Genomic DNA, 21,456 nt, shown 5'->3' on the forward strand with positions numbered 1-21,456 from the left:
GGTCCCGGACCGCCGGGGGCCCGACCCCGCTTCGTACAGCCATGGACCCGGGGCGGCGCCGCACCCCGCCCCGGCACCGGACGCGGGGCACCGCGGCGCCAGGTCCGGGATGCGGGAGCGTGCCGTGGTCCTCGGCAACCTCCGGGCCCGGCTCACCTCCTTCGTCGGCCGGAGCACCGACCTCGCGACCATCCGCGACGACCTCGCGTCGGCGCGGCTCGTCACGCTGCTCGGGCCCGGCGGCGCCGGGAAGACCCGGCTCTCGCAGGAAGCGGCGGAGAGCGTCGCCGAGACCCTGCCCGACGGGGTGTGGCTGGCCGAACTCGCTCCCGTGGACGACCCGGAGGCCGTCCCCGAGGCCGTCCTCACCGCGCTCGGGGCCCGCGAGACCGTGCTGCGCGGCGCCGGGGCCGAGGAGATGCGGGCCGTCACCGACCGGCACGACGACCCGCTCGTTCGGCTCACCGAGCACTGCGCCAAACGCCGCATGCTGATCGTCCTCGACAACTGCGAACACGTCGTGGACGCCGCGGCCCGGCTCGTCGAGCAACTGCTGGAGCGCTGCCCGGGACTGACCGTCCTCGCCACGAGCCGTGAACCCCTCGGTGTGCCGGGGGAGTTGCTGAGGCCCGTCGAGCCGCTGCCCGAGCCGTACGCGCTGAAGCTGCTCGCCGACCGGGGAGCGGCCGCCCGGCCCGGCTTCCGCATCGAGGACGACCCGGAGGCCGCCGCCGAGATCTGCCGGCGGCTCGACGGGCTGCCGCTCGCCATCGAACTCGCCGCCGCCCGGCTGCGGATGCTCACCCCGCGTCAGATCGCCGACCGTCTCGACAACCGCTTCCGTCTCCTCACCTCCGGCAGCCGTACCGTCCTGCCCCGCCAGCAGACCCTGCGGGCCGTCGTTGACTGGTCCTGGGAACTCCTGGACGAGGACGAACGCGACGTACTGCGGCGGCTGTCCGTGTTCGCGGGCGGCTGCGACCTCGCCGCCGCCGAGGCCGTCTGCGGCCCCGCCGCACTGGAGGCTCTCGGCTCGCTCGTCGACAAGTCCCTCGTGGTGGCCGCCCCTTCGGGCGGCGGCGAGATGCGCTACCGGCTCCTGGAGACGGTCGCCGAGTACGCCGGGCAGCGGCTCGACGAGTCCGGCGACCGCCCCGCGACCGAGCGCGCCCACCTCACGTACTACCGCGAACTCGCGCGCACCACCGACCCCGCACTGCGTGGCCCCGGCCAGCGCGCGGCGATCGAACTGCTCCAGCGCGAGGGCGAGAACATGCGCGCGGCCCTGCAGCACGCCGTCGCCGAACACGACGAGCAGGAGGCGCTCAGCCTCGTCCTCTCCCTCGCCTGGTACTGGCAGATCCGCGACGCGCGCACAGCGCTCCGCAACTGGTCCCGCGAGGTCATCGCACTGGGCCCCGACCCGTTCGCGCCGCCCGCGGAGCCGGCCGTCCCCCTGTACGAACCGTGCACCGCGACGCCGCCGCCGATGCGGCCAGAGGTCCTCCAGGAGGCCCGGCGCGGTGTCCACCTCATCCATCTCGCCTGCATGGACCTGGAGCTGGAGACCTGGAGCACGCCCGAGGCCGAGGCGAAGCTGCTGGCCATCACCGAGGCCTACCGGCCGGGGCTCCCGCAGGTCTGCCGCAACCCCGGCTACCTCTGGTTCTTCGCCGTGATGCTGACCGGCGACATGGACCGGCTGCGCGAGGTGGTCGACGCGAGCGTCGACACCTGTCGCGAGCTCGGTTACCGGTGGGAGCTGGCCGTCGCCCTGCAGATGGGCGCCAACGTCCTGGCCAACCGCAGCGACTGGGCCGGCGACGCGACCCGTGACGCCGACGAGTCACTGGAGATCTTCGCCGGCATCGGGGACGCCTGGGGCACCGCCGAGGCGCTCTCCGTCCGCGGTGAGGCCCACGAACGCCAGGGCGACAACGCCCTGGCCGCCGCGGACTACACGCGGGCCATCACCCACGCCGAACGCCTCGGCGCCCGCGCCCAGACGGCCATCCTCACCACCCGCCTCGGCAGCGTCCTCATCGACTCGGGCGAGACCGAGCGGGGCGAGGGGCTGCTGCGCGACGTCCTGGAGGAAGGACAGGGCGCACACAACGAGGCCATGCCGGCGGCCCGGCTCTCCCTCACGATGTGGCTCAGCCGCACCGGCCGCGTCCCCGAGGCCCGTGAGCAGATCAGCAGGCTGCGCGCCGAGTTCGCCGCCGTGCGCTTCGTGGTCTTCAACGGATACGTCCTCGGTGTCGAGGCCTGGCTGGACGTCCAGGAGGGCCTCTACGAGGAGGCGTCGGTGAAGATCCGGGGTGCCCTGGCGCAGGCGGACGACCCCCTGACCCGCATGTTGTCGCCGCACATGAGGTCCATGCAGTTGACCACCGCCGCCCTCGTGCTGTCCGGCCTGGACGGTGGCCGGCGTGCCCGGGACGCCGCCCGCTGCCTCGGCGTCGCCGACGGGCTGCTGCCGCCCGCCTACTTCCGGGCCACCGCTGAGCGGGAGGCACGGGACCGGGCCGAGTCCGAGGCACGCGCGGTCCTCGGCGAGGAGGCCTACGAGACCGCGTACGCGGAGGGCGGCAGCCTCTCCTTCGAGGAGGCCACCGCCCTGCTCTGACGCGCGTGCGAGGCGAGGACGGGGCCCCGGCCCAGGTCAGCTCTTCGTGCGGAACTTGTGGATCGCGACCGGCGCCATCACCGCGGTGATCGCCACCGACCAGCCGAGGGTCACCCACAGGTCGTGCGCGACCGGGCCGCCCACCATCAGCCCACGGGCCGCGTCCGCGAGCGTGGACAGCGGGTTGTAGTCGGTGAACGCCTGCAGCCAGCCGGGCATCGACGCCGTCGGGGCGAAGATCGACGAACCGAACTGCAGCGGGAACAGCACGAGGAATCCCATCGCCTGGACGGACTGCGCGTTCTTCAGGATCACGCCCAGGGTGAGGAACACCCACATGATCGACGAGGCGAACACCGCGGCCAGGCCCACGGCCGCGAACAGGCCGGGCCAGCTGTTGATGTCGAACCCGACGAGGACGGCGACGATCATCAGCACGGTCGTCGCGAACAGCATGCGGACCAGTTCCACCGAGACCTTCGCGAACAGCACCGAGCCCCGCCCGATCGGCAGCGACCGGAAGCGGTCCATGACACCGGAGTTGAAGTCCTGACTGAAGCCCGTGCCGACGCCCTGGGACAGCGTCATGCTCATCATCGCGATCATGCCGGGGATCACGTACTGCACGTACCCGTCCTGCCCGCCGCCCAGGGCCTGCCCGATCGAGCCGCCGAAGACGTACACGAACAGCAGGGTGAAGACGACCGGCATCAGCAGCGCGTCGAACATCGACTCGGGGTCCTGCCGGATCCACAGCAGGTTGCGGCGGACGAGGGCGCCGGTGTGGCGCAGGTGACCGCGCAGCGAGATCCGGGCGTCCGCCTTGAGGTCGTCGGCGGACAGAGTGGTGGCGGCGGCGCTCATACGGCGACCTCCTCGAGGTCGGGGGCGGGCGTGGCGTCCTGCGGGGCACTGGCACGGTGGCCGGTGAGGGAGAGGAACACCTCGTCCAGGCTGGGCAGTTCGGTGGTGATGGAGGAGAGCGTGATGCCGCGCGCGGTGACCGCGCCGACCACGGCCGTCAGCTGCTCGTCACTGAGGATCGGGACGATGACGTCACCGCGGTCGGTGTCCACGGTCGAGGTGGCCAGCCCGGTGAGGCCCATCTCGTCGAGCGCGACGGCCAGCGGCCGCAGCTGCAGTGGATCGACCGGGCGGACCCGCAGACTGCGGCCGCCGACCTTCGCCTTCAGCTCCTCGATGGCGCCGTTGGCTATGACCTTGCCGCGGTCCACGACGGTCAGCTCGGAGGCGAGCTGCTCGGCCTCCTCCATGTACTGGGTGGTGAGCAGGACGGTGACACCGTCGCCGACCATGCGCTTGACCTCGGTCCACACCTCGTTGCGGGTGCGCGGGTCGAGACCGGTGGTGGGCTCGTCGAGGAAGAGGACGGAGGGCTGCCCGATCATCGACGCGGCCAGGTCCAGCCGCCGCCGCATACCTCCGGAGTACGTGCTCGCCGGACGCCTGGCGGCGTCGGTGAGCGAGAAGCGCTCCAGCAGCTCGTCGGCGCGGGCGCGGGCGTCCTTGCGGGGCAGGTCGAGGAGCCGGCCGATCATGTAGAGGTTCTCCCAGCCCGGGAGCTTCTCGTCGACGGAGGCGTACTGCCCGGTCAGGCCGATCACCCGGCGCAATTGCCGGGGCTGGCGCAGGACGTCGTAACCGGCGACGGTCGCCTGCCCGGTGTCGGGCATGAGAAGGGTGGACAGGATCCGTACGAGGGTGGTCTTGCCTGCGCCGTTCGGTCCGAGCACACCCATCACGGTGCCCTCGCGCACGTCCAGGTCCACGCCGTCCAGTGCCTTGGTCTCGCCGTAGTGCTTGACCAGTCCCCGGACGGTGACGGCGTCACGGCGGCCGCCTTCTTGCCGGGGGTTCTTGTCGATTCGCGTCATGCCGCCAAGGTGTCAGCCCTCACCGACAAACCACCGACAGCCCACCGACAGGCTCGACGTACCACCGACAGCCCGCTTTCAGGGGCGCGGGGAACTGCGCGACCGGCCGAGACGGACCCGCCGCCGCATGCCGTGCCCCCCGGTGCGAAACGGGAGCGCAAAACGGCAGCCCGCCGACGGGGGAAGATCGGCGGGCTGCCTTGGTGCCGCAGTGGACTAGTGGACGGAGTGCTCCTCCTGCGGGAACGTTCCGCCGACGACGTCGTCGGCGAACGCCTTCGCGGCGTTGCCCATGACCTCACGCAGGTTCGCGTACTGCTTCACGAAGCGCGGCATCTTGCCGCCCGTGAGCCCGAGCATGTCGGTCCACACGAGAACCTGCGCGTCCGTGTCGGGCCCGGCACCGATACCGACCGTCGGAATGTGCAGCACCCGGGTGACCTCGGCGGCCAGCTCGGCCGGCACGAGCTCCAGCACGACCGCGAACGCACCCGCGTCCTGGACGGCCTTCGCGTCCCGCAGCAGCTGCTGGGCGGCCTCCTCGCCGCGGCCCTGGACGCGGTATCCCATGGAGTTCACCGACTGGGGCGTCAGGCCGATGTGCGCCATGACGGGGATGCCGGACTCCACGAGCAGCTCGATCTGCCGGTGCGAGCGCTCGCCGCCCTCCAGCTTCACCGCGCCGACCCCGGCCTCCTTCACCAGCCGCGTGGCCGACCGGAGCGCCTGCACGGGCCCCTCCTGGTACGACCCGAAGGGCAGGTCACCCACGATGAGGGCGCGCGAGGTGCCCCGTACGACGGCGGCCGACAGCATGGTCATCTCGTCGAGCGTGACGGGCACGGTCGTCTCGTAGCCCAGGTGACAGTTGCCCGCCGAGTCACCGACGAGCATGACCGGGATGCCGGCCTCGTCGAAGACGGACGCGGTCATCGCGTCGTACGCGGTGAGCATCGGCCACTTCTCGCCGCGTTCCTTGGCGACGGTGATGTCGCGGACGGTGATACGGCGTGTGCCCTTGCCCCCGTACAGCGCATTGCTGCTGCTGTCGGTGGTCCGGGCAGCCGAAAGCTGCGTCATGGCAACGGCTCCTTCTGTCATCTCGAGGCACCCTGACGGTGTCCCCGGATCACGTCCATGGTGGCACCTCGTGCCCTCGAACGGCTAGGGGGGCCACCACGGCCCTGCTCCGCCGGGCCCCGAAGCGGCCTCCACGGTGCGTAAGGCTTCGGTAAGAGATTTCGATACGAGACGGTCTCGTATCGAAAACTGCATAGCCTTTCAGCCATGACAACACCTGCCGTTCCCGCCTCCCGGACACCGGAAGCCGTGCACCGGCGACGCTGGGCGATCCTCGGCGTCCTGATGCTGAGCCTGCTGATCGTCGTCCTCGACAACTCGATCCTCAACGTCGCCATCAAGACCATCTCGACACCCGCCCCGACCGGCCTGGGAGCCACCCAGAGCGAGCTGGAATGGGCCATCAACTCCTACACCCTCGTCTTCGCGGGCCTGCTCTTCTCCGCGGGCCTGCTCGGCGACCGGCTCGGGCGCAAGAAGGTCCTCCTCGGCGGCCTCCTCGTGTTCGGCATCGGCTCGGCGCTCGCCGCCTCCTCCGGCTCCCCGGCCGAGCTCGTCGCGTTCCGTGCGGTGATGGGCCTCGGCGCCGCCTTTGTGATGCCGGCCACGCTCGCCGTCCTCATGAACGTCTTCGAGCGCGACGAACAGCCGAAGGCCATCGGCATCTGGGCGGGCGGAGTGGGCCTGGCCATCGCGATCGGCCCGATCACCGGAGGGGTCCTGCTCGACCACTTCTGGTGGGGATCCGTCTTCCTGGTCAACGTGCCGATCGTGGTCGTGGCGCTCGCCCTGATGGTCTGGCTCGTCCCCGACTCCCGCGACCCCGCGCCCGGCCGGATCGACCCGGTGGGCGTCGGGCTGTCCGTCGTCGGGCTCGTCCTGCTGGTGTACGGCATCATCAAGGGCGGCCAGCTCGCCGATTTCACCGACCCCACGGTCCTCGCGACCATCGGCGCCGGGCTCGCCGTACTCGTCGGCTTCGTCGTGCACCAGAAGCACAGCGACCACCCGTCCATCGACGTCGGCCACTTCCGGAACAAGGTCTTCTCGGCCGCCATCGCCGCCATCGCGCTCGTGTTCTTCGCGCTGATGGGCGTGACCTTCTTCGCCGTCTTCTACACACAGAGCGTGCGCGGATACTCGCCCCTGCAGACCGGCCTGCTGATGCTGCCGCTGGCCGTCGCGCAACTCGTCTTCGCGCCGCGCGCCCGGCTCGTCGTGGACCGCTTCGGCAACAAGGCCACCACGACCGGCGGCATGCTCACCATCGCCGCGATGCTGGCCGCGTTCGCCACGCTGGAGGCGGACACGCCGATCTGGATCCTGGAGGTCGTCTTCTTCCTGATGGGCGCGGGAATGGCGCACATCATGACGCCGACCAGCGTGGTGATCATGCAGGCCCTGCCCCGTGAGAAGGCGGGTTCCGCCTCCGCGCTCAGCAACACGTTCCGGCAGGTCGGCGGCGCCCTGGGCATCGCCGTGCTCGGTTCGGTCCTGTCCGCCGCGTACCGCTCGGGCATCGAGGACGAGCTGCCCGCCGCCGCACGGCACACCGCGGGGGAGTCCATCGAGGCGACCCTCGGCTTCGCCGCGAAGCTCGGCCCGAAGGGGGACGCCCTCGTCGGCCCGGCCAACGACGCCTTCCTGCACGCGATGCACGTCACGGCCCTGTGCGGCGCGGGCGTCGCCCTCGTGGGCGCGGTGGTCGTGGGCCTGTACCTGCCGGGCCGCACCCCGAACCCGGCCGACACGGAGACTGAACTGGTGGGCGCCGACCACTGAAGCGCCCCCGAAGCGAGGGCTCCCGAAGGGGGCGCGGGGAACTGCGCGCCCGGCCACGACACGCCCGCGGGCGACCCATCGGCCTCCCGCCGGGGCGTACGGCTCGGCCGGACGGGCCGCCGTCGCCCGGTCGGCCAGGGACAATCGACTTGGCCGGGAGCGGCGGAACAGTGCGCCGGCGCGGGGACAGGACAGCGGCATGCGAGGAGAGCGGAGCGAACACGTGGGCGGCGCGGAGCGCGAGGCGGGTACGGCCGTACGGGGCGGGGCCGCCAGAGGGCGCCCCCGCAGCGAGGCGGTGGAACGCTCGATCGTCGAGGGCGTCATGAAGCTGCTGGAGGAGGGCGTTCCGCTCGCGGACATCTCCATCGAGCGGGTCGCGCGCATCGCCGGTGTGGGAAAGGCCACCATCTACCGGCGCTGGAGCGGCCGCGAGGAGCTCTTCTGCGACGTGCTGCGCACCGCCGAGCCGCCCGACCCGGAACTGCCCGGCACGTCCATGCGGGACGACCTGATCGTCCTGCTCGAATCGCTGCGGCAGCGCGGGCTGGTGAGCCGTTCGTCGGCGATCATGCACAACGTCTTCGCGCAGATGAAGAGCAGTCCCAAGCTGTGGAAGGTGTACCACGCGGCCGTCGTCGAGCCGCGCCGCCTGAGGGCGCTCGACGTGCTGCGCCGCGGCCAGGAGAACGGCGAGATCCGCGCGGACGTCGACGTCGAACTGGCCAACGACCTCTTCGTGGGGCCCATGCTCGTACGCGCCGTCATCCGCCCGGACGCGGAGCTGGAGGAGGGCCTGTCCGAACGGATCGTCGACACCGTCCTCGCCGGGCTGGGACCCGCCGCCCCCTGAGCCGCGCCCCGGCTCCCGGGCGAATGTGCACGTTTCGTCACAAGCCACCCCGATGGGCGCGCTGCCGGAACTCGGCACACCCACTTCCTCGTCCTCGTGCCCGTACGGCCGTCAAGAGACGGCGGGAACGGACGCGATCATCCCCTAGGGTCTTAGACGCGGGGACGATGTGAACGGCAGTTGGTGAGGCGACGGTATGGCGCAGGCGTACATGACGGAGACGGGCAGCGGCGGCCAGGGGCCCGACCGCAGAGGAACCCGGCTCCGGCGCCTGTTCTCCACGCTCCGCGCCGACCGGGGCATCTGGCGCCGGGGAATCGTCCTCGCCGCGTTCGCCCTCGTGCTCGCCCTGGTGATGGTGCTGCACGCGCAGATCCCGAACACCATCGGCAACCTCGGCAGTCTCCTGGAGACCTTCCTGCCCTGGCTGGGCCTCTTCGTGCCGGTGCTGCTCGTCCTCGCCCTGGTCCGCAGGTCCGCGACCGCGCTGATCGCCGTGCTGCTGCCGGCCGTCGTGTGGCTCAACCTCTTCGGCGGGCTGCTCGTCGACCGGACGGGCCCCGGCGGGGACCTCACCGTCGCCACGCACAACGTCAACGCCGACAACCCGGACCCGGCCGGCACGGCCCGCGACGTCGCCGCGTCCGGCGCGGACGTGGTGGCCCTGGAGGAACTGACGACCTCGGCGGTCCCGGTGTACGAGAAGGCCCTCGCCTCGACGTACCGGTACCACTCCGTGCAGGGCACGGTCGGCCTGTGGAGCAAGTACCCGCTGAGCGCGTCCAGGCCCGTCGACATCAAGCTCGGCTGGACGCGCGCGATGCGGGCGACGGTCACCGCGCCCGAGGGGCGGCTCGCGGTGTACGTGGCCCATCTCCCCTCCGTACGCGTGAAGCTGGAGGCCGGATTCACCGCGCGGCAGCGCGACAAGAGCGCCGACGCGCTCGGTGAGGCCATCGCCGACGAGAGGCTGCCGCAGATCGCCCTCCTCGGCGACCTGAACGGCACGATGAACGACCGCGCGCTGAACGCCGTCACCTCGCAGATGCGCTCCACGCAGGGCGCCGCGGGCAGCGGCTTCGGGTTCAGCTGGCCGGCGTCGTTCCCGATGGCCCGGATCGACCAGATCATGGTCAAGGGCGTCGAGCCGGTCACCTCGTGGACCCTCCCCGGGACGGGCAGTGACCATCTTCCGATCGCCGCCCGCGTGAAGCTTTCGGCAACCACCCCGTAACCCCTGGGAATACCAGGCGCGGGATGCTTTGTTCCGTAGATGAACATAAGCTGTACGGAACACCGCACTCGTTTGGAAGGTCCCTCATGCCCCTGGCCCTGCTCGCCCTAGCCGTGGGCGCCTTCGGCATCGGCACCACCGAGTTCGTGATGATGGGCCTGCTGCCCGACGTCGCGGACGACCTGGGCATCTCGATCCCCACCGCGGGACACCTGGTCTCGGCGTACGCGATCGGCGTCGTCATCGGCGCCCCGCTGCTCGCCGCGGTGACCGCCCGCATGTCCCGCCGCAAGGTCCTCATCGGTCTCATGGTGCTGTTCGTCGCGGGCAACGCGCTCTCGGCCCTCGCCCCCGACTACCACTGGCTGGTCGCCGCCCGCTTCCTGAGCGGCCTGCCCCACGGCGCCTTCTTCGGTGTGGGCGCCGTCGTCGCCACCGGCCTCGTCGCCCCCGAGCGCAAGGCCCGCGCGGTCTCCCTGATGTTCCTCGGCCTGACCGTCGCGAACATCGCCGGAGTGCCCGCCGCGACCCTGGTGGGCCAGAACTTCGGCTGGCGCGCCACGTTCCTGGGCGTCAGCGTGATCGGCCTCGCGGCCATCGCGTCCCTCGCACTGGTACTGCCCCGCGACCACGCGCACGCCCCCGCCGCCGGCCTGCGCGGCGAACTGGCCGCCCTCAGGTCGCTCCCGGTCTGGCTCGCCCTCGGCACGACCGTCGCGGGCTTCGGCGCGCTCTTCTCGGCGTACAGCTACATCACGCCGATGCTCACGGACTCCGCCGGATACGCCGACTCCAGCGTGACCCTGCTGCTTGCGCTGTTCGGCGTGGGCGCGACCGCGGGCAACCTGCTCGGCGGCCGCCTGGCCGACCGGTCGATGCGTGCCACCCTGTTCGGCGGGCTCATCTCGCTGGTGGCGGTCCTGGCCGTCTTCCCGGCCCTGATGGCCACGGCGTGGAGCGCGGCCCTCGCCGTGGTCCTGCTCGGCACGGCGGCGTTCGTCACCAGCTCCCCGCTCCTGCTGATGGTCATGGAGAAGGCGTCCTCGGCCCCCTCGCTGGCGTCCTCCGCCAATCAGGCCGCCTTCAACCTCGCGAACGCCGGCGGCGCCTGGATCGGCGGCCTCGCCCTCGCGGCAGGCTTCGGCGTGACGTCCCCGGCCCTCGCGGGCGCGGCCCTCGCCGTACTGGGACTCGGCGTGGCGACGATCGCGTACGTGGTGGACCGGCGCCGGACCACCCCCCACAAGGGCCGCGTGGTGGCGACACACACCCCCCACCCCACGGAGACCCCCGCCCACCTCTGACGAACGGCTCAGCCGTTCGAGGGGCGCGGGGAAGAACAACAAGAAGGGGGCGCCCGGCCGACACCGGGCGCCCCCTTTCTCGTACCCCTGTCAGACGCTCTCCCGCCACCGATTGGTGATCGGCAGCCGCCGGTCCTTGCCGAACCCCTTGGCGGAGATCTTGGTCCCCGGCGGGTACTGCCGCCGCTTGTACTCCGCCGTGTCGACCATGCGCAGGGTCTTCATGACCACCTCGCGGTCGTACCCCGCGGCCACGATCGCGTCGGCCCCCGTGTCACGGTCGACGTACAGCTCCAGAATCCCGTCCAGGACGGGGTAGTCCGGCAGCGAGTCCGTGTCGACCTGGCCGGGACTCAGCTCGGCGCTCGGCGGCTTGGAGATGGAGTTCTCCGGGATCGGCGGGGTCTGCCCGCGCTCGGCCGCCGCGCGGTTGCGCCACTCGGCCAGCCGGAAGATCGACGTCTTGTAGACGTCCTTGATCGGCCCGTACGCGCCCACCGAGTCGCCGTACAGCGTCGAATACCCCACCGCCAGCTCGGACTTGTTGCCCGGCGCCAGCACGATGTGCCCCTCCTGGTTGGAGAGGGCCATGAGCAGGGTGCCGCGCAGCCGTGACTGGAGGTTCTCCTCGGCCAGACCGGTGAGCCCCAGTGACCCCATGTACGCGTCGAACATCGGCTCGATCGGTACGGTCCGGAAGTTGAGCCCGGTCCGCCGGGCCAGCTCCGCCGCGTCACCCCTGGAGTGGTCCGAGGAGTACTTGGACGGCATCGACACGCCGTACACGTTCTGTGCGCCGAGCGCGTCGCAGGCGATCGCGGCGACGATCGCGGAGTCGATACCGCCCGAGAGCCCGATCAGCACGGACCGGAAGCCGTTCTTCGCCGCGTACGCCCGCAGCCCCACCACGAGCGCGGAGTACACCTCCTCGTCGTCGTCCAGCCGCTCGGCGTACCCGCCGGAGAGCTCCGGCTCGTACGCGGGCAGCGGCTCCTCGGAGAGGACGAGGTGGTCGATGCGCAGCCCGTCGTCCACGACCCCCGACGGAACCTCGGTGGCAGCGGCTGGCAGGTCCAGGTCGAGGACGATGCATCCCTCGGCGAACTGCGGGGCCCGCGCGACGACTTCGCCGTGGCGGTCGACGACGATCGAGTCGCCGTCGAAGACGAGCTCGTCCTGACCGCCGATCATGGCCAGGTACGCGGTCGTGCAGCCGGCCTCCTGCGCGCGCTTGCGCACGAGACCGAGCCGGGTGTCGTCCTTGTCGCGCTCGTACGGCGAGGCGTTGATCGACACCAGCAGACCGGCCCCGGCGGAACGGGCCGCCGGGACCCGGCCGCCGTCCTGCCAGAGGTCCTCACAGATGGCGAGCGCGACGTCGACGCCGCGCACCCGCACGACCGGCAGGGTGTCACCGGGCACGAAGTAGCGGAACTCGTCGAACACGCCGTAGTTCGGCAGGTGGTGCTTGGCGAAGGTGAGGACCACCTCACCGCCGTGCAGCACGGCCGCCGCGTTCCGCGGGGCGCCCGCCGGCTGGCCGTACTTGGGCTGGGCCTTCTCGGAGCGGTCGAGGTAGCCGACGACGACCGGCAGCTCCCCGAACCCCTCGTCGGCGAGCCGCGCGGCGAGCGAGCGCAGGGCCGCGCGGGACGCCTCCACGAAGGACGAGCGCAGAGCCAGGTCCTCGACGGGATACCCGGTCAGCACCATCTCGGGGAACGCCACCAGATGCGCACCCTGCTCGGCGGAGTGCCGGGTCCAACGGACGATCGCCTCGGCGTTCCCGGCGAGATCGCCGACGGTCGAGTCGATCTGATTCAGAGCGAGACGTAGTTGAGGCACGCGTTCCAGTGTAATCGTCAGAGCGACGCGATGGGCCGGGGGAGGGGTGTGGGGCGCCCCACCCGGCATGCCCGCGCGGTCCCACCGGGCGGGCGCGGCCGGCCGCGGACAACACGCGGGTGCCCGAACGGCATGCGAACCCCCGCCCGCGCCCCGATCATGGTCGTCGATGACCACACCACGCACGGCCGCAGCCGTCCTCCTGGCCCTCGGCGCGCTCACCTACACGGCCTGGGCACTCGAAGCCGTCCTGCCGACAGGCCTTTCCCCGGTGCACGCGTACGTGAGTGAACTGGCCGCGGCCGACCAGCCGTACGGCACCCTGTTCCGCACGACGGACCTCGTCGCGGGCGTGCTCGTGGCGGCCGGCGGCCTGCTGGCCCTCCGCGAGCGGCCCCGCGGGCGACCGGGAGCGCTCGTCGGCCGGGCCGCGCTCGTCCTCTTCGGCACGGCCACCGCGGTGGACTCCCGCCTGCCGCTCAGCTGCACCCCCACCGCGGACCCGGTGTGCGCCGCACAGGAACGCACGGGCCTGGTGCCCTGGGCCCACTCCGCGCACACCGTGAGCAGCACGGTCGCCCTGTGTGCCGTCCTCGTCGCCATGGTGGCCCTCACACCCACCGCCCGGCGCCGCGCGCCCGGGCCGCCGCCGGCCCGCTCCGGTGTCGGCCTCGTCGTGCTCGAACTGGGCGCCACCGCCTGGACGCTGGCCGCGATCGCCGCCCTGGAGACCGGCCACGGGGACTGGGGCGTCGGCCTCGCCCAACGGCTCCAGGTGGGCGTCGTCGCCATCTGGCTGGGCGTACTGGCCCTCTCCCTCCTGCGCGCCCCGGCGCCCGGCGCACCCCTCCGAGGCGGGATCCCCGAGGTGCGGGGCGGCGAACGCGTGCCCTCCCGGGACGCCCGGCCATGACCTTCGTCCGTATAGGTGGCGTCCCCCACCACATCCGGGTCGAAGGCACCGGCCCCGCGTGCCTGCTCAGCGTCGGCCTGGGCATGGCGTGGTTCGACTGGGACCCGGTCGTACCGCTCCTCGCCCCGCACCGCACGGTCGTCCGCTTCGACCGGCCGGGCCTCGGGCTCAGCGGCCACGCGCGCGCGTGGCCCACGCTCACCGGCGAGGCGGAGCGCATCGCGCGCGTGCTCGACGCGGCAGGCGTCGGCACACCCGCCACCGTGGTCGGCCACTCGCTCGCCGGATTCCACTGCGAGGCCTTCGCACGGCTGTACCCGGAGCGGACGGCCGGGCTCGTCCTGGTCGACACCGCGGTCGAGGAGAACCCGCGCCCGAGGGCCGCCCCCGCGCTCCGGGACGCCGCCACGCGCGCGTGCGGCACGCTGCTGGCCGGCGCGGGCCTCCCACGGGCCCTCGGACCACTCCTGCGGCGTACCGCGGTCCGGGCAGGCAGCCGCGGCGGCGACCCGGCCCCGGCAGGCCTCGTCCGGCGCGCCTACTCCACCAGCCGCTTCCTGCGGGCCGTCCTCGCCGAGAACGCCCGCTACCGGGACCAGGCCGTCGAGCTCGCCTCGTTGCGGCAGTGGCTTCCGCTGGACGCGCGCGTCACCGTGCTCGCCGCGCACGCCGGCGGCTCGCGGCGGTGGCTGGAGCGGCAGGAACGCCTCGCCGAGCGGCTCGGTGGCACGTTCCGGGTGTCCGCCCCCGCCGGTCACCTCGTCATGCTCGACCGCCCCCGGGACGTGGCGGACGCGGTCCTGGACACAGGGACGCGCCCGCCCCTCGCCGACGAGGACGAGGGACGGGCGAGAGAGGCCTGAAAGCCTCAGTGGCGGTACGAGTTCACGTATCCGGGTGCGGGCGAACCCACGCCGGTGACGTCGTCGTACCCCCGGACGGCCTTCAGCGAGCTGTCCTTGCCGAGGCTGCGGACCGAGGTCAGCAGACCCCCCGACGCGTCGAACGAGTTGACGAAGTCGACCCGCGCCACCGCGAGTTCACGGCCCGTGGGGCGGTCCGTGACGTCGTGGTACAGCTTCGTGCCGTACCGGTCGTAGATCGCCGGGTTGGCGAAACCGATCGGCCGGCCGCCGCGCTGCTGCTGGGCCAGCGCCTGGATGCCCGCGATGACCGGCGAGGCCAGCGAGGTGCCGCCGATGCGGTACTCGCCGTACTTCTGCGTCCCGTCCGGGAAGGTCTGCGTCTGCCCGACCAGGAAGCCCGTGTTGGGGTCGGCGATCGCGGAGATGTCCGGCACCGTGCGCATGGCCTGCTTGCCGTTCGCCTTCGCGAGGGCGGACGGCACCACACCCCGCTGGTAGAACGGCTGCTTCACCGTCGCGCTGGTGCCGCCGCCCGCGCCGGAGGTGTAGGCGCCCGGGAAGTCCGTCCAGCTCCTGCCGTTGTCCGACAGCGTGGCCTTGAGCGTGCCCCAGCCGGTCTCCCACTTGTACGCGTCGCCCTTGCCGACGGCCAGCGAGGTGCCGCCGACCGCCGTCACCCACGCCGAGTTGGCGGGGGTGTCGACCTGCTTCGTACCGGTGTTGGCGACCTCGTCGCCGTTGTCGCCGGAGGAGAAGTAGAAGCCGATGCCCTCGATGGCGCCCAGCTGGAAGACCTGGTCGTAGGCGGCGGCGAGGTCCGGGGTCTGGTTGGCCTCGATGTCGCCCCACGAGTTGGAGACGATGTCGGCCAGGTGCCCGTCGACGACCTTGCCGAGCGAGTCGAGCAGATCGTCGTCGTAGCAGGACGCGGCGCCCACGTAGACGATGTCCGAGGCGGGCGCGACCGCGTGCACGGCCTGGACGTCGAGGGTCTCCTCGCCGTACCAGCCTGCCGCCCCGCACTCCTCGGTCCGCGTGTACGCGCCGGGCAGCACCTGCCGCAACTGGCCGCCGCCGTACGCCGCGTCGCCGTGCCTGCCCGCGTACGTGGCCGCGTCCGCCGCGATCGTCGGCGAGGCGTACGCGTCCGTGATCGCCACGGTCACGCCCTTGCCGGTCGCCCGGCCCGCCCCGTAGGCGGCCCGCAACTGCTTGCCGGTGTAGCCCTTCACGGCGTACGGGATCTTCGTGCCGTACGCGCCCGGGAGGGTCGTCGCGGTCTTCGAGCCGTAGTACGAGGAGAACGGCCCGGCGTTGCGGAACACCGCGTCCGGCGGCGGCAGCGTGTCGGAGTGGTCCGCCTTGTGCGGGGCGTTGTCCAGGCCGGTCACGGTGAGGACGGCGCCGTTCAGGCCGCCCGGTGCCGAGGCCGCCTCGGCGGGGGCGCGGTAGGTCTTCCCGCCCTTGGCGTAGTTGTGCAGCTGGGTGCCGAACGCCCTCTCGGCGTCGGCCACTTCACCGGTCACCGACACGTAGTGCCGACTGGTACCGGTGACGGTCAGCCCCGCCGACCTGAGCCAGGCGGTCACCTCGGCCACCTGGGCCCTGGTCGCACCGAAGCGCGCCTGGGCCTGCCGCGCGCCGAGGTACTTCCCGTACGAGGCCGACGACGGGTCGGACACGGCCTTGGCGTAGGCGCTCAGGCCCGCCGCGTCCTGGCCGGCGAGATAGACCCGGGCCGACACCCGGGAGCCGTTCGCCGTGGCCCCCTTGTCCGCCCGCGCCGTGGCCCACAGGGGCTTGGTGCCCTGGAGCGTGTCGCGGCCGGCCGGGGCGTCGGAGGCGTGTGCCGCGGGTATGCCGAGCGCCAGCGCACCGGCGAGCAGAGGCAGTGTCGCCGCCATGCTCACACCGGCGCGCACCGAGGCACGGTTGGATCTCTTGGATCTCATGGAGAACCCCCTGAAGGATCACTGGATGGGGGTCACTCTTGCGATCAACCATTCATGCCAGGGGAATGGCCGGGGCACGGCTGGGCCAAAAGGAGCCCAAGGAACCGTATACGCAAAGGATTTGGGGCGCGATGACCGACATAAAGCCGGGTCGCGCCCCAGCGGAGCCGGTGCTTGACCGCCGAGGGATGTCTCGGCGGATCCGGCACCGCGTCAGTTCGGCGGCTTGGCGCCGCGCTGCTTCAGCAGGTCCGAGATCAGCTTCATCTCCGACTCCTGGGCCTGCACCATGCCCCGCGCGAGCCGCCGCTCCACACCGACCCGGCACCGCTCCACACACCCCTCGGCCATGTGCACGCCGCCCACGTGGTGCGTGTACATGAGCTGCAGGTAGCGGATCTCGGCCGCCTTGCCGCTCAGCTTGCGCAGCGAGTCCATCTGCGTGTTGGTCGCCATGCCCGGCATGAGCGCGCCGTCCTCACCGGTCCCCATGCCGGCCATGCCCATCCACTCCATGGGCGGATCGGCGGACACCTTGGGCAGCTCCCACAGGTCCAGCCAGCCGATCAGCATGCCGCGCTGGTTGGCCTGGGTCTGCGCGATGTCGTACGCGAGGCGGCGCACCTCCTCGTCGTCCGTGCGGTCGCGCACGATGTACGACATCTCGACGGCCTGCTGGTGGTGCACGGCCATGTCACGGGCGAAGCCGGCGTCCGCCGAGTCGGCCGCGGGTGGCTTCATCCCGGAGTCGTCGCCGTCGGCCACCGCGTACGTGATCGCCCCGGCCGCCACGAGGACGGCCGCGGCGGCCCCGCTGATCCAGCCGGCGGACTTCATCTTCCTCACTTCGACAGGCCGTTGGTGCAGGCGGCGCCCGGCTCGGGCGTCTGCTTGCCCTGGACGTACGTCTCGAAGAACTTGGCGACGTCCGGGTCGCTCGCACCCTTCACCGTCCGCTGGTGGCCCCACGCGGAGAGCATGATCGGGTCCTTCTGGTCGTCGACGGGACTCATCAGCGAGTACGGCGTCTTCTTGACCTTCGCGGCGAGTGCCTTCACGTCGGCGTCCGACGCCTTGCTGTTGTACGTCACCCAGACCGCGCCGTGCTCCAGCGAGTGCACGGCGTTCTCGTTCTTGATCGCCTGGTCGTAGACGTCGCCGTTGCAGTTCATCCAGACCTGGTTGTGGTCACCGCCGACCGGGGGCTCCATCGGGTACGTCACGTTCTTCGTGACGTGGTTCTGCGTGAGCTTCGTGCTCCACGTCTTCACGCCGTCCTTGCCCGTGACGAACTTCCCCGACACCGACTTGGAGTCGCTCGACGCGCTGCTCTCGTCGTCGGCCTGCGACTTGATCAGGAACGCGCCACCGGCGACGAGACCGGCGACGACGATCACGCTGGCGGTGATCGTGAGGAACCGGTTGCGGCGCTCACGGGCCTGCTCGGCGCGCCGCATCTCCTCTATCCGCGCCTTGCGCGACGTGGTCTCTGTCTTCTTGGCGGAACCCATGGGGTGGTCCTTCTGGGGAAAAGAGGCAGTGGAGTGGTCAGCTGATCGTAGTGGGGGAGAAGCCGGAGTAGGCGGGGAGCCCGCAGGAATGGCCGAAGCCGGGACCCCGGACGATAATTTGAACCCTGAATGCGCATTATTTACGCTGGCGGTATGCGGCTGTTGCGATCCACCGACCTGGCACTGCGCGTCCTGATGCGGCTCGCCGTCACCGAGGGGACGACGCCGACGACCCGGGAGGTCGCGGCCGCCATGGAGGTGCCGTACACGCACGCCGCGAAGGTGGTCGCCGAGCTCCAGCACCTCGGCCTGCTCGACGCCCGCCGTGGCCGCGGCGGCGGCCTCGCCCTGACCGGGGAGGGACGGACGGCCTCGGTCGGCGCGGTCGTACGGGCCTTCGAGGGCGACGGCGACGTCGTCGACTGCGAGGGGTCCGCGCCCTGCCCCCTGCACTCGGGATGCCGGCTGCGTGGGGCCCTGCGCCGGGCCCAGGAGGCCTTCTACGCCTCCCTGGACCCGCTGACCGTCACGGACATGGTCGCCGCCCCCACCGGTCCGCTGCTGCTGGGCATCACGAGACGGTAGGGCCGGGCCCGCGGAGTGCCCGGCCCCGGGGAGCGTCAGGCCCCGCGGCGCCCGGGTCCGGCGGGCCCAGGCCTTCGGGCGCCGGCCACGGACCCGGTCGCGTCGCCGGCGCGTGGCCGACGTCCCGTCTCCGCTGTCAGCCCCGGGCGAGCCAGAGGTCGGGCCCGAACACCTCGTAGTGGATGTCGGCGGGCGCGACCCCCTTCTCGATCAGCCCGCCGCGCACCGCTCGCATGAAGGGCAGCGGACCGCACAGGTACGCGCGCGTGCCCGGCGCGACCGCCACCCCGGAGAGGTCCACCAGCCCCGTGCGGTCGGCCGGGTGGCCCGGCTCCGGCCGCTCGTACCAGAAGTGCGCCTCCGCGTCCGCGAGCTTCGCCGTGTGGGCCTCGTGCTCGTCGCGCAGGGCGTGCTCGGCGGGGGAGCGGTCCGCGTGCACCACGGTCACCGGGGCGCGGTGTCCGCGGACCACGAGGTGCTCCAGCATGGCGATCATCGGCGTCACACCGATACCCGCCGAGACGAGGAGCAGCGGCGTCCGCGGGGCGTCGTCGAGAGCGAGATCGCCGTACGGGGCGGACACCTCGATGGTGTCGCCGGCCCGCACGCGCGCGTGGAGGTGGTTCGAGACCTCCCCGTCGGGCGCCGCGCCGCCGCGCACCCGCTTCACGGCGATCCGGCGCACGGCCGGGCCGGGTGCACCGACGAGGCTGTACTGGCGCGTCTGACGGGCCCCGTCGGGCAGCTCGACGCGCACGGAGACGTACTGGCCGGGCCTGAAGTCCGGTGCGGGGGCGCCGTCGGCCGGGCGTATCAGGAAGGTGGCCACCTCCGCGGTCTCCTCGACGCGTTCGACGACCTCCCAGGTGCGCGGGCCGCCCCCGCCGGTGGCCTCGCTCGCCGCGTACAGCCGCTTCTCGACGGCGATGAGCGCGTTCGCCATCAGCCAGTACACCTCGGTCCAGGCGGCGGCCACCTCCGGGGTGACCGCCTCGCCGAGGACCTCGCCGATGGCGGCGAAGAGGTGCTCGTGGACGACCGGGTACTGCTCGGGGGCGATACCCAGGGAGGCGTGCTTGTGCGCGATGCGGTTCAGCATCGCGTCGGGCCGCTCGTCCGGCCGCTCGACGAGCTGGGCGGCGAACGCGGCGAAGGCGCCCGCCAGTGCCTGGCGCTGGGTGCCGGAGGCCTGGTTGCCGCGGTTGAAGAGATCGCGCAGCAGCTCGGGGTGGGCCGCGAACAGCCTCGCGTAGAAGCGGTCGCTGATCTCTCCCAGGGCCCCGCCGACGGCGGGAAGGGTGGCGCGGACGGTGGCGGCGGACTGCTCGGACAGCATCAGGGCTCCTCGGACTCGGCTGCCCGCACGGTATTAAAACTTGCATCTGAGATGCAAATTAAGGGAGATGCGGGAAGGAGGCGGAGAGACGGCAGTGGTCGGCCATTACATGTACGGCACTCAGCAGGCAAGATGGGCGACAGAGCAGTACACCCGCCGGTCGTGAGGCGTTCAGCCGGAAGCCGACGGGGCGATCAAGGTCCGCAACGCGCATGAAACGCTGTTGTGGTGTGATGCTCAGGTGCCCGACCGCCTCCCACGGGACGGGAGCAGGCGGCCTGACCAGCAAGGATTGGGTGGAAGCGGAAGATGGACAAGCAGCAGGAGTTCGTGCTCCGTACGTTGGAGGAGCGCGACATCCGTTTCGTACGCCTGTGGTTCACGGATGTGCTGGGCTTCCTCAAGTCCGTGGCCGTGGCCCCGGCCGAGCTGGAACAGGCATTCGACGAGGGCATCGGCTTCGACGGGTCGGCCATCGAGGGCTTCGCCCGCGTGTACGAGTCCGACATGATCGCCAAGCCGGACCCGTCGACGTTCCAGGTCCTCCCGTGGCGGGCGGAGGCACCCGGCACGGCGCGCATGTTCTGCGACATCCTGATGCCGGACGGCTCCCCGTCCTTCGCGGACCCGAGGTACGTGCTGAAGCGGGCGCTGGCCAAGGCCTCCGACCTGGGCTTCACCTTCTACACCCACCCGGAGATCGAGTTCTTCCTGCTGAAGGACAAGCCGACGGACGGCTCGCGGCCGACCCCGGCCGACAACTCCGGCTACTTCGACCACACCCCGCACAACGTCGGCATGGACTTCCGCCGCCAGGCGATCACCATGCTGGAGTCGATGGGCATCTCGGTCGAGTTCTCGCACCACGAGGGCGCGCCGGGCCAGCAGGAGATCGACCTCCGCTACGCGGACGCCCTCTCCACGGCCGACAACATCATGACGTTCCGCCTGGTCATGAAGCAGGTGGCGCTGGAGCAGGGCGTCCAGGCGACGTTCATGCCGAAGCCGTTCAGCGAGCACCCGGGCTCGGGCATGCACACGCACCTCTCCCTCTTCGAGGGCGACCGCAACGCGTTCTACGAGTCGGGCTCCGAGTACCAGCTCTCCAAGGTCGGCCGCTCCTTCATCGCGGGCCTGCTCAAGCACTCGGCGGAGATCGCCGCCATCACCAACCAGTGGGTCAACTCGTACAAGCGCATCTGGGGCGGCTCCGAGCGCACCGCCGGCGCCGGCGGCGAGGCCCCCTCGTACATCTGCTGGGGCCACAACAACCGCTCGGCCCTGGTCCGCGTGCCGATGTACAAGCCCGGCAAGACGGGCTCGGCACGGGTGGAGGTCCGCTCCCTCGACTCGGGCGCGAACCCCTACCTGTCGTACGCGGTCCTGCTGGCCGCCGGCCTCAAGGGCATCGAGGAGGGCTACGAGCTGCCCCCAGGCGCCGACGACGACGTCTGGGCCCTCTCGGACGCCGAGCGCCGCGCGATGGGCATCGAGCCCCTGCCCCAGAACCTGGGCGAGTCCCTCACCCTCATGGAACGCAGCGAACTGGTCGCCGAAACCCTCGGCGAACACGTCTTCGACTTCTTCCTGCGCAACAAGCGCCAGGAGTGGGAGGAGTACCGCTCCGAGGTGACCGCCTTCGAGCTGCGGAAGAACCTGCCGGTGCTGTAG

General features: G+C 71.7%; 17 protein-coding genes. 9 read left to right on the top strand and 8 right to left on the bottom strand.

Translation table 11 applies throughout. From position 1 onward, the window contains the following. On the top strand, positions 1 to 2,629 hold a 2,629-nt coding region (locus tag KUF83_RS31245), incomplete at its 5' end, for an AAA family ATPase (RefSeq protein WP_254644651.1). Positions 2,630 to 2,665: 36 nt separating this feature from the next. On the opposite strand, the gene KUF83_RS31250 is transcribed toward KUF83_RS31245, so the two are convergent. The 3 genes from KUF83_RS31250 to panB all read right to left on the bottom strand — a co-directional run bounded on the left by KUF83_RS31250 (position 2,666) and on the right by panB (position 5,604). Further along, the gene (locus KUF83_RS31250; RefSeq protein ID WP_217458356.1) at positions 2,666 to 3,493 is read right to left on the bottom strand and encodes an ABC transporter permease; all 828 of its coding nucleotides are present in this window, start codon (positions 3,491 to 3,493) and stop codon (positions 2,666 to 2,668) included. Then, on the bottom strand, positions 3,490 to 4,524 hold the full coding sequence (locus tag KUF83_RS31255) for an ATP-binding cassette domain-containing protein (protein WP_217458357.1): 1,035 nt from the start codon (positions 4,522 to 4,524) through the stop codon (positions 3,490 to 3,492). The genes KUF83_RS31250 and KUF83_RS31255 overlap by 4 nt, the downstream gene beginning before the upstream one ends. 216 nt (positions 4,525 to 4,740) lie before the next feature. After that, complete coding sequence (gene panB, locus KUF83_RS31260; RefSeq protein ID WP_217458358.1) at positions 4,741 to 5,604, bottom strand: 3-methyl-2-oxobutanoate hydroxymethyltransferase; 864 nt, start codon at positions 5,602 to 5,604, stop codon at positions 4,741 to 4,743. Between the two features lie 207 nt (positions 5,605 to 5,811). On the opposite strand from panB, the gene KUF83_RS31265 reads away from it, so the two are divergent. From KUF83_RS31265 to KUF83_RS31280, 4 genes are all read left to right on the top strand, one after another. Further along, positions 5,812 to 7,386, top strand: coding sequence for an MFS transporter (locus tag KUF83_RS31265; protein ID WP_217458359.1), 1,575 nt, complete (start codon positions 5,812 to 5,814; stop codon positions 7,384 to 7,386). A 199-nt stretch (positions 7,387 to 7,585) separates the two neighbouring features. Continuing rightward, positions 7,586 to 8,239, top strand: coding sequence for a TetR/AcrR family transcriptional regulator (locus tag KUF83_RS31270; RefSeq protein WP_217458360.1), 654 nt, complete (start codon positions 7,586 to 7,588; stop codon positions 8,237 to 8,239). A 196-nt stretch (positions 8,240 to 8,435) separates the two neighbouring features. Beyond that, entirely contained in the window at positions 8,436 to 9,473 is a 1,038-nt protein-coding gene (locus tag KUF83_RS31275; protein WP_217458361.1) for an endonuclease/exonuclease/phosphatase family protein, read from the top strand. An 86-nt stretch (positions 9,474 to 9,559) separates the two neighbouring features. Then, positions 9,560 to 10,777 (top strand): MFS transporter, encoded by a 1,218-nt coding sequence (locus KUF83_RS31280; protein ID WP_217458362.1) that lies wholly within the window; start codon positions 9,560 to 9,562, stop codon positions 10,775 to 10,777. Between the two features lie 90 nt (positions 10,778 to 10,867). Here the strand turns inward: KUF83_RS31280 and KUF83_RS31285 are convergent, their stop codons facing one another. Beyond that, complete coding sequence (locus tag KUF83_RS31285) at positions 10,868 to 12,622, bottom strand: NAD+ synthase (RefSeq protein WP_217458363.1); 1,755 nt, start codon at positions 12,620 to 12,622, stop codon at positions 10,868 to 10,870. A gap of 169 nt (positions 12,623 to 12,791) precedes the next feature. Between KUF83_RS31285 and KUF83_RS31290 the strand changes: the two genes are divergently transcribed. Next, on the top strand, positions 12,792 to 13,535 hold the full coding sequence (locus KUF83_RS31290; protein ID WP_217458364.1) for a DUF998 domain-containing protein: 744 nt from the start codon (positions 12,792 to 12,794) through the stop codon (positions 13,533 to 13,535). After that, positions 13,532 to 14,398, top strand: coding sequence for an alpha/beta hydrolase (locus KUF83_RS31295; RefSeq protein ID WP_217458365.1), 867 nt, complete (start codon positions 13,532 to 13,534; stop codon positions 14,396 to 14,398). Before KUF83_RS31290 ends, KUF83_RS31295 begins: the two co-directional genes overlap by 4 nt. A gap of 5 nt (positions 14,399 to 14,403) precedes the next feature. Here KUF83_RS31295 and KUF83_RS31300 read toward each other — a convergent pair whose 3' ends face one another. The 3 genes from KUF83_RS31300 to KUF83_RS31310 all read right to left on the bottom strand — a co-directional run bounded on the left by KUF83_RS31300 (position 14,404) and on the right by KUF83_RS31310 (position 17,864). Further along, positions 14,404 to 16,353 carry a protease pro-enzyme activation domain-containing protein gene (locus KUF83_RS31300; RefSeq protein WP_254644652.1) on the bottom strand — a complete coding sequence of 650 codons (1,950 nt, stop codon included), beginning with the start codon at positions 16,351 to 16,353 and terminating at the stop codon, positions 14,404 to 14,406. A gap of 213 nt (positions 16,354 to 16,566) precedes the next feature. Beyond that, positions 16,567 to 17,190, bottom strand: a complete 624-nt coding sequence (locus KUF83_RS31305; RefSeq protein ID WP_217458366.1) for a DUF305 domain-containing protein — start codon at positions 17,188 to 17,190, stop codon at positions 16,567 to 16,569. 5 nt (positions 17,191 to 17,195) lie between these two features. Further along, positions 17,196 to 17,864 carry a DUF3105 domain-containing protein gene (locus KUF83_RS31310; protein WP_217458367.1) on the bottom strand — a complete coding sequence of 223 codons (669 nt, stop codon included), beginning with the start codon at positions 17,862 to 17,864 and terminating at the stop codon, positions 17,196 to 17,198. Positions 17,865 to 18,017: 153 nt separating this feature from the next. Between KUF83_RS31310 and KUF83_RS31315 the strand changes: the two genes are divergently transcribed. After that, on the top strand, positions 18,018 to 18,449 hold the full coding sequence (locus tag KUF83_RS31315) for an Rrf2 family transcriptional regulator (RefSeq protein WP_217458368.1): 432 nt from the start codon (positions 18,018 to 18,020) through the stop codon (positions 18,447 to 18,449). A gap of 136 nt (positions 18,450 to 18,585) precedes the next feature. Here the strand turns inward: KUF83_RS31315 and KUF83_RS31320 are convergent, their stop codons facing one another. Further along, entirely contained in the window at positions 18,586 to 19,785 is a 1,200-nt protein-coding gene (locus KUF83_RS31320; RefSeq protein WP_217458369.1) for a globin domain-containing protein, read from the bottom strand. Positions 19,786 to 20,094: 309 nt separating this feature from the next. Between KUF83_RS31320 and KUF83_RS31325 the strand changes: the two genes are divergently transcribed. Beyond that, on the top strand, positions 20,095 to 21,456 hold the full coding sequence (locus KUF83_RS31325) for a glutamine synthetase family protein (RefSeq protein ID WP_217458370.1): 1,362 nt from the start codon (positions 20,095 to 20,097) through the stop codon (positions 21,454 to 21,456).

This window comes from Streptomyces sp. BV286, from assembly GCF_019090165.1.
Lineage (GTDB): Bacteria > Actinomycetota > Actinomycetes > Streptomycetales > Streptomycetaceae > Streptomyces.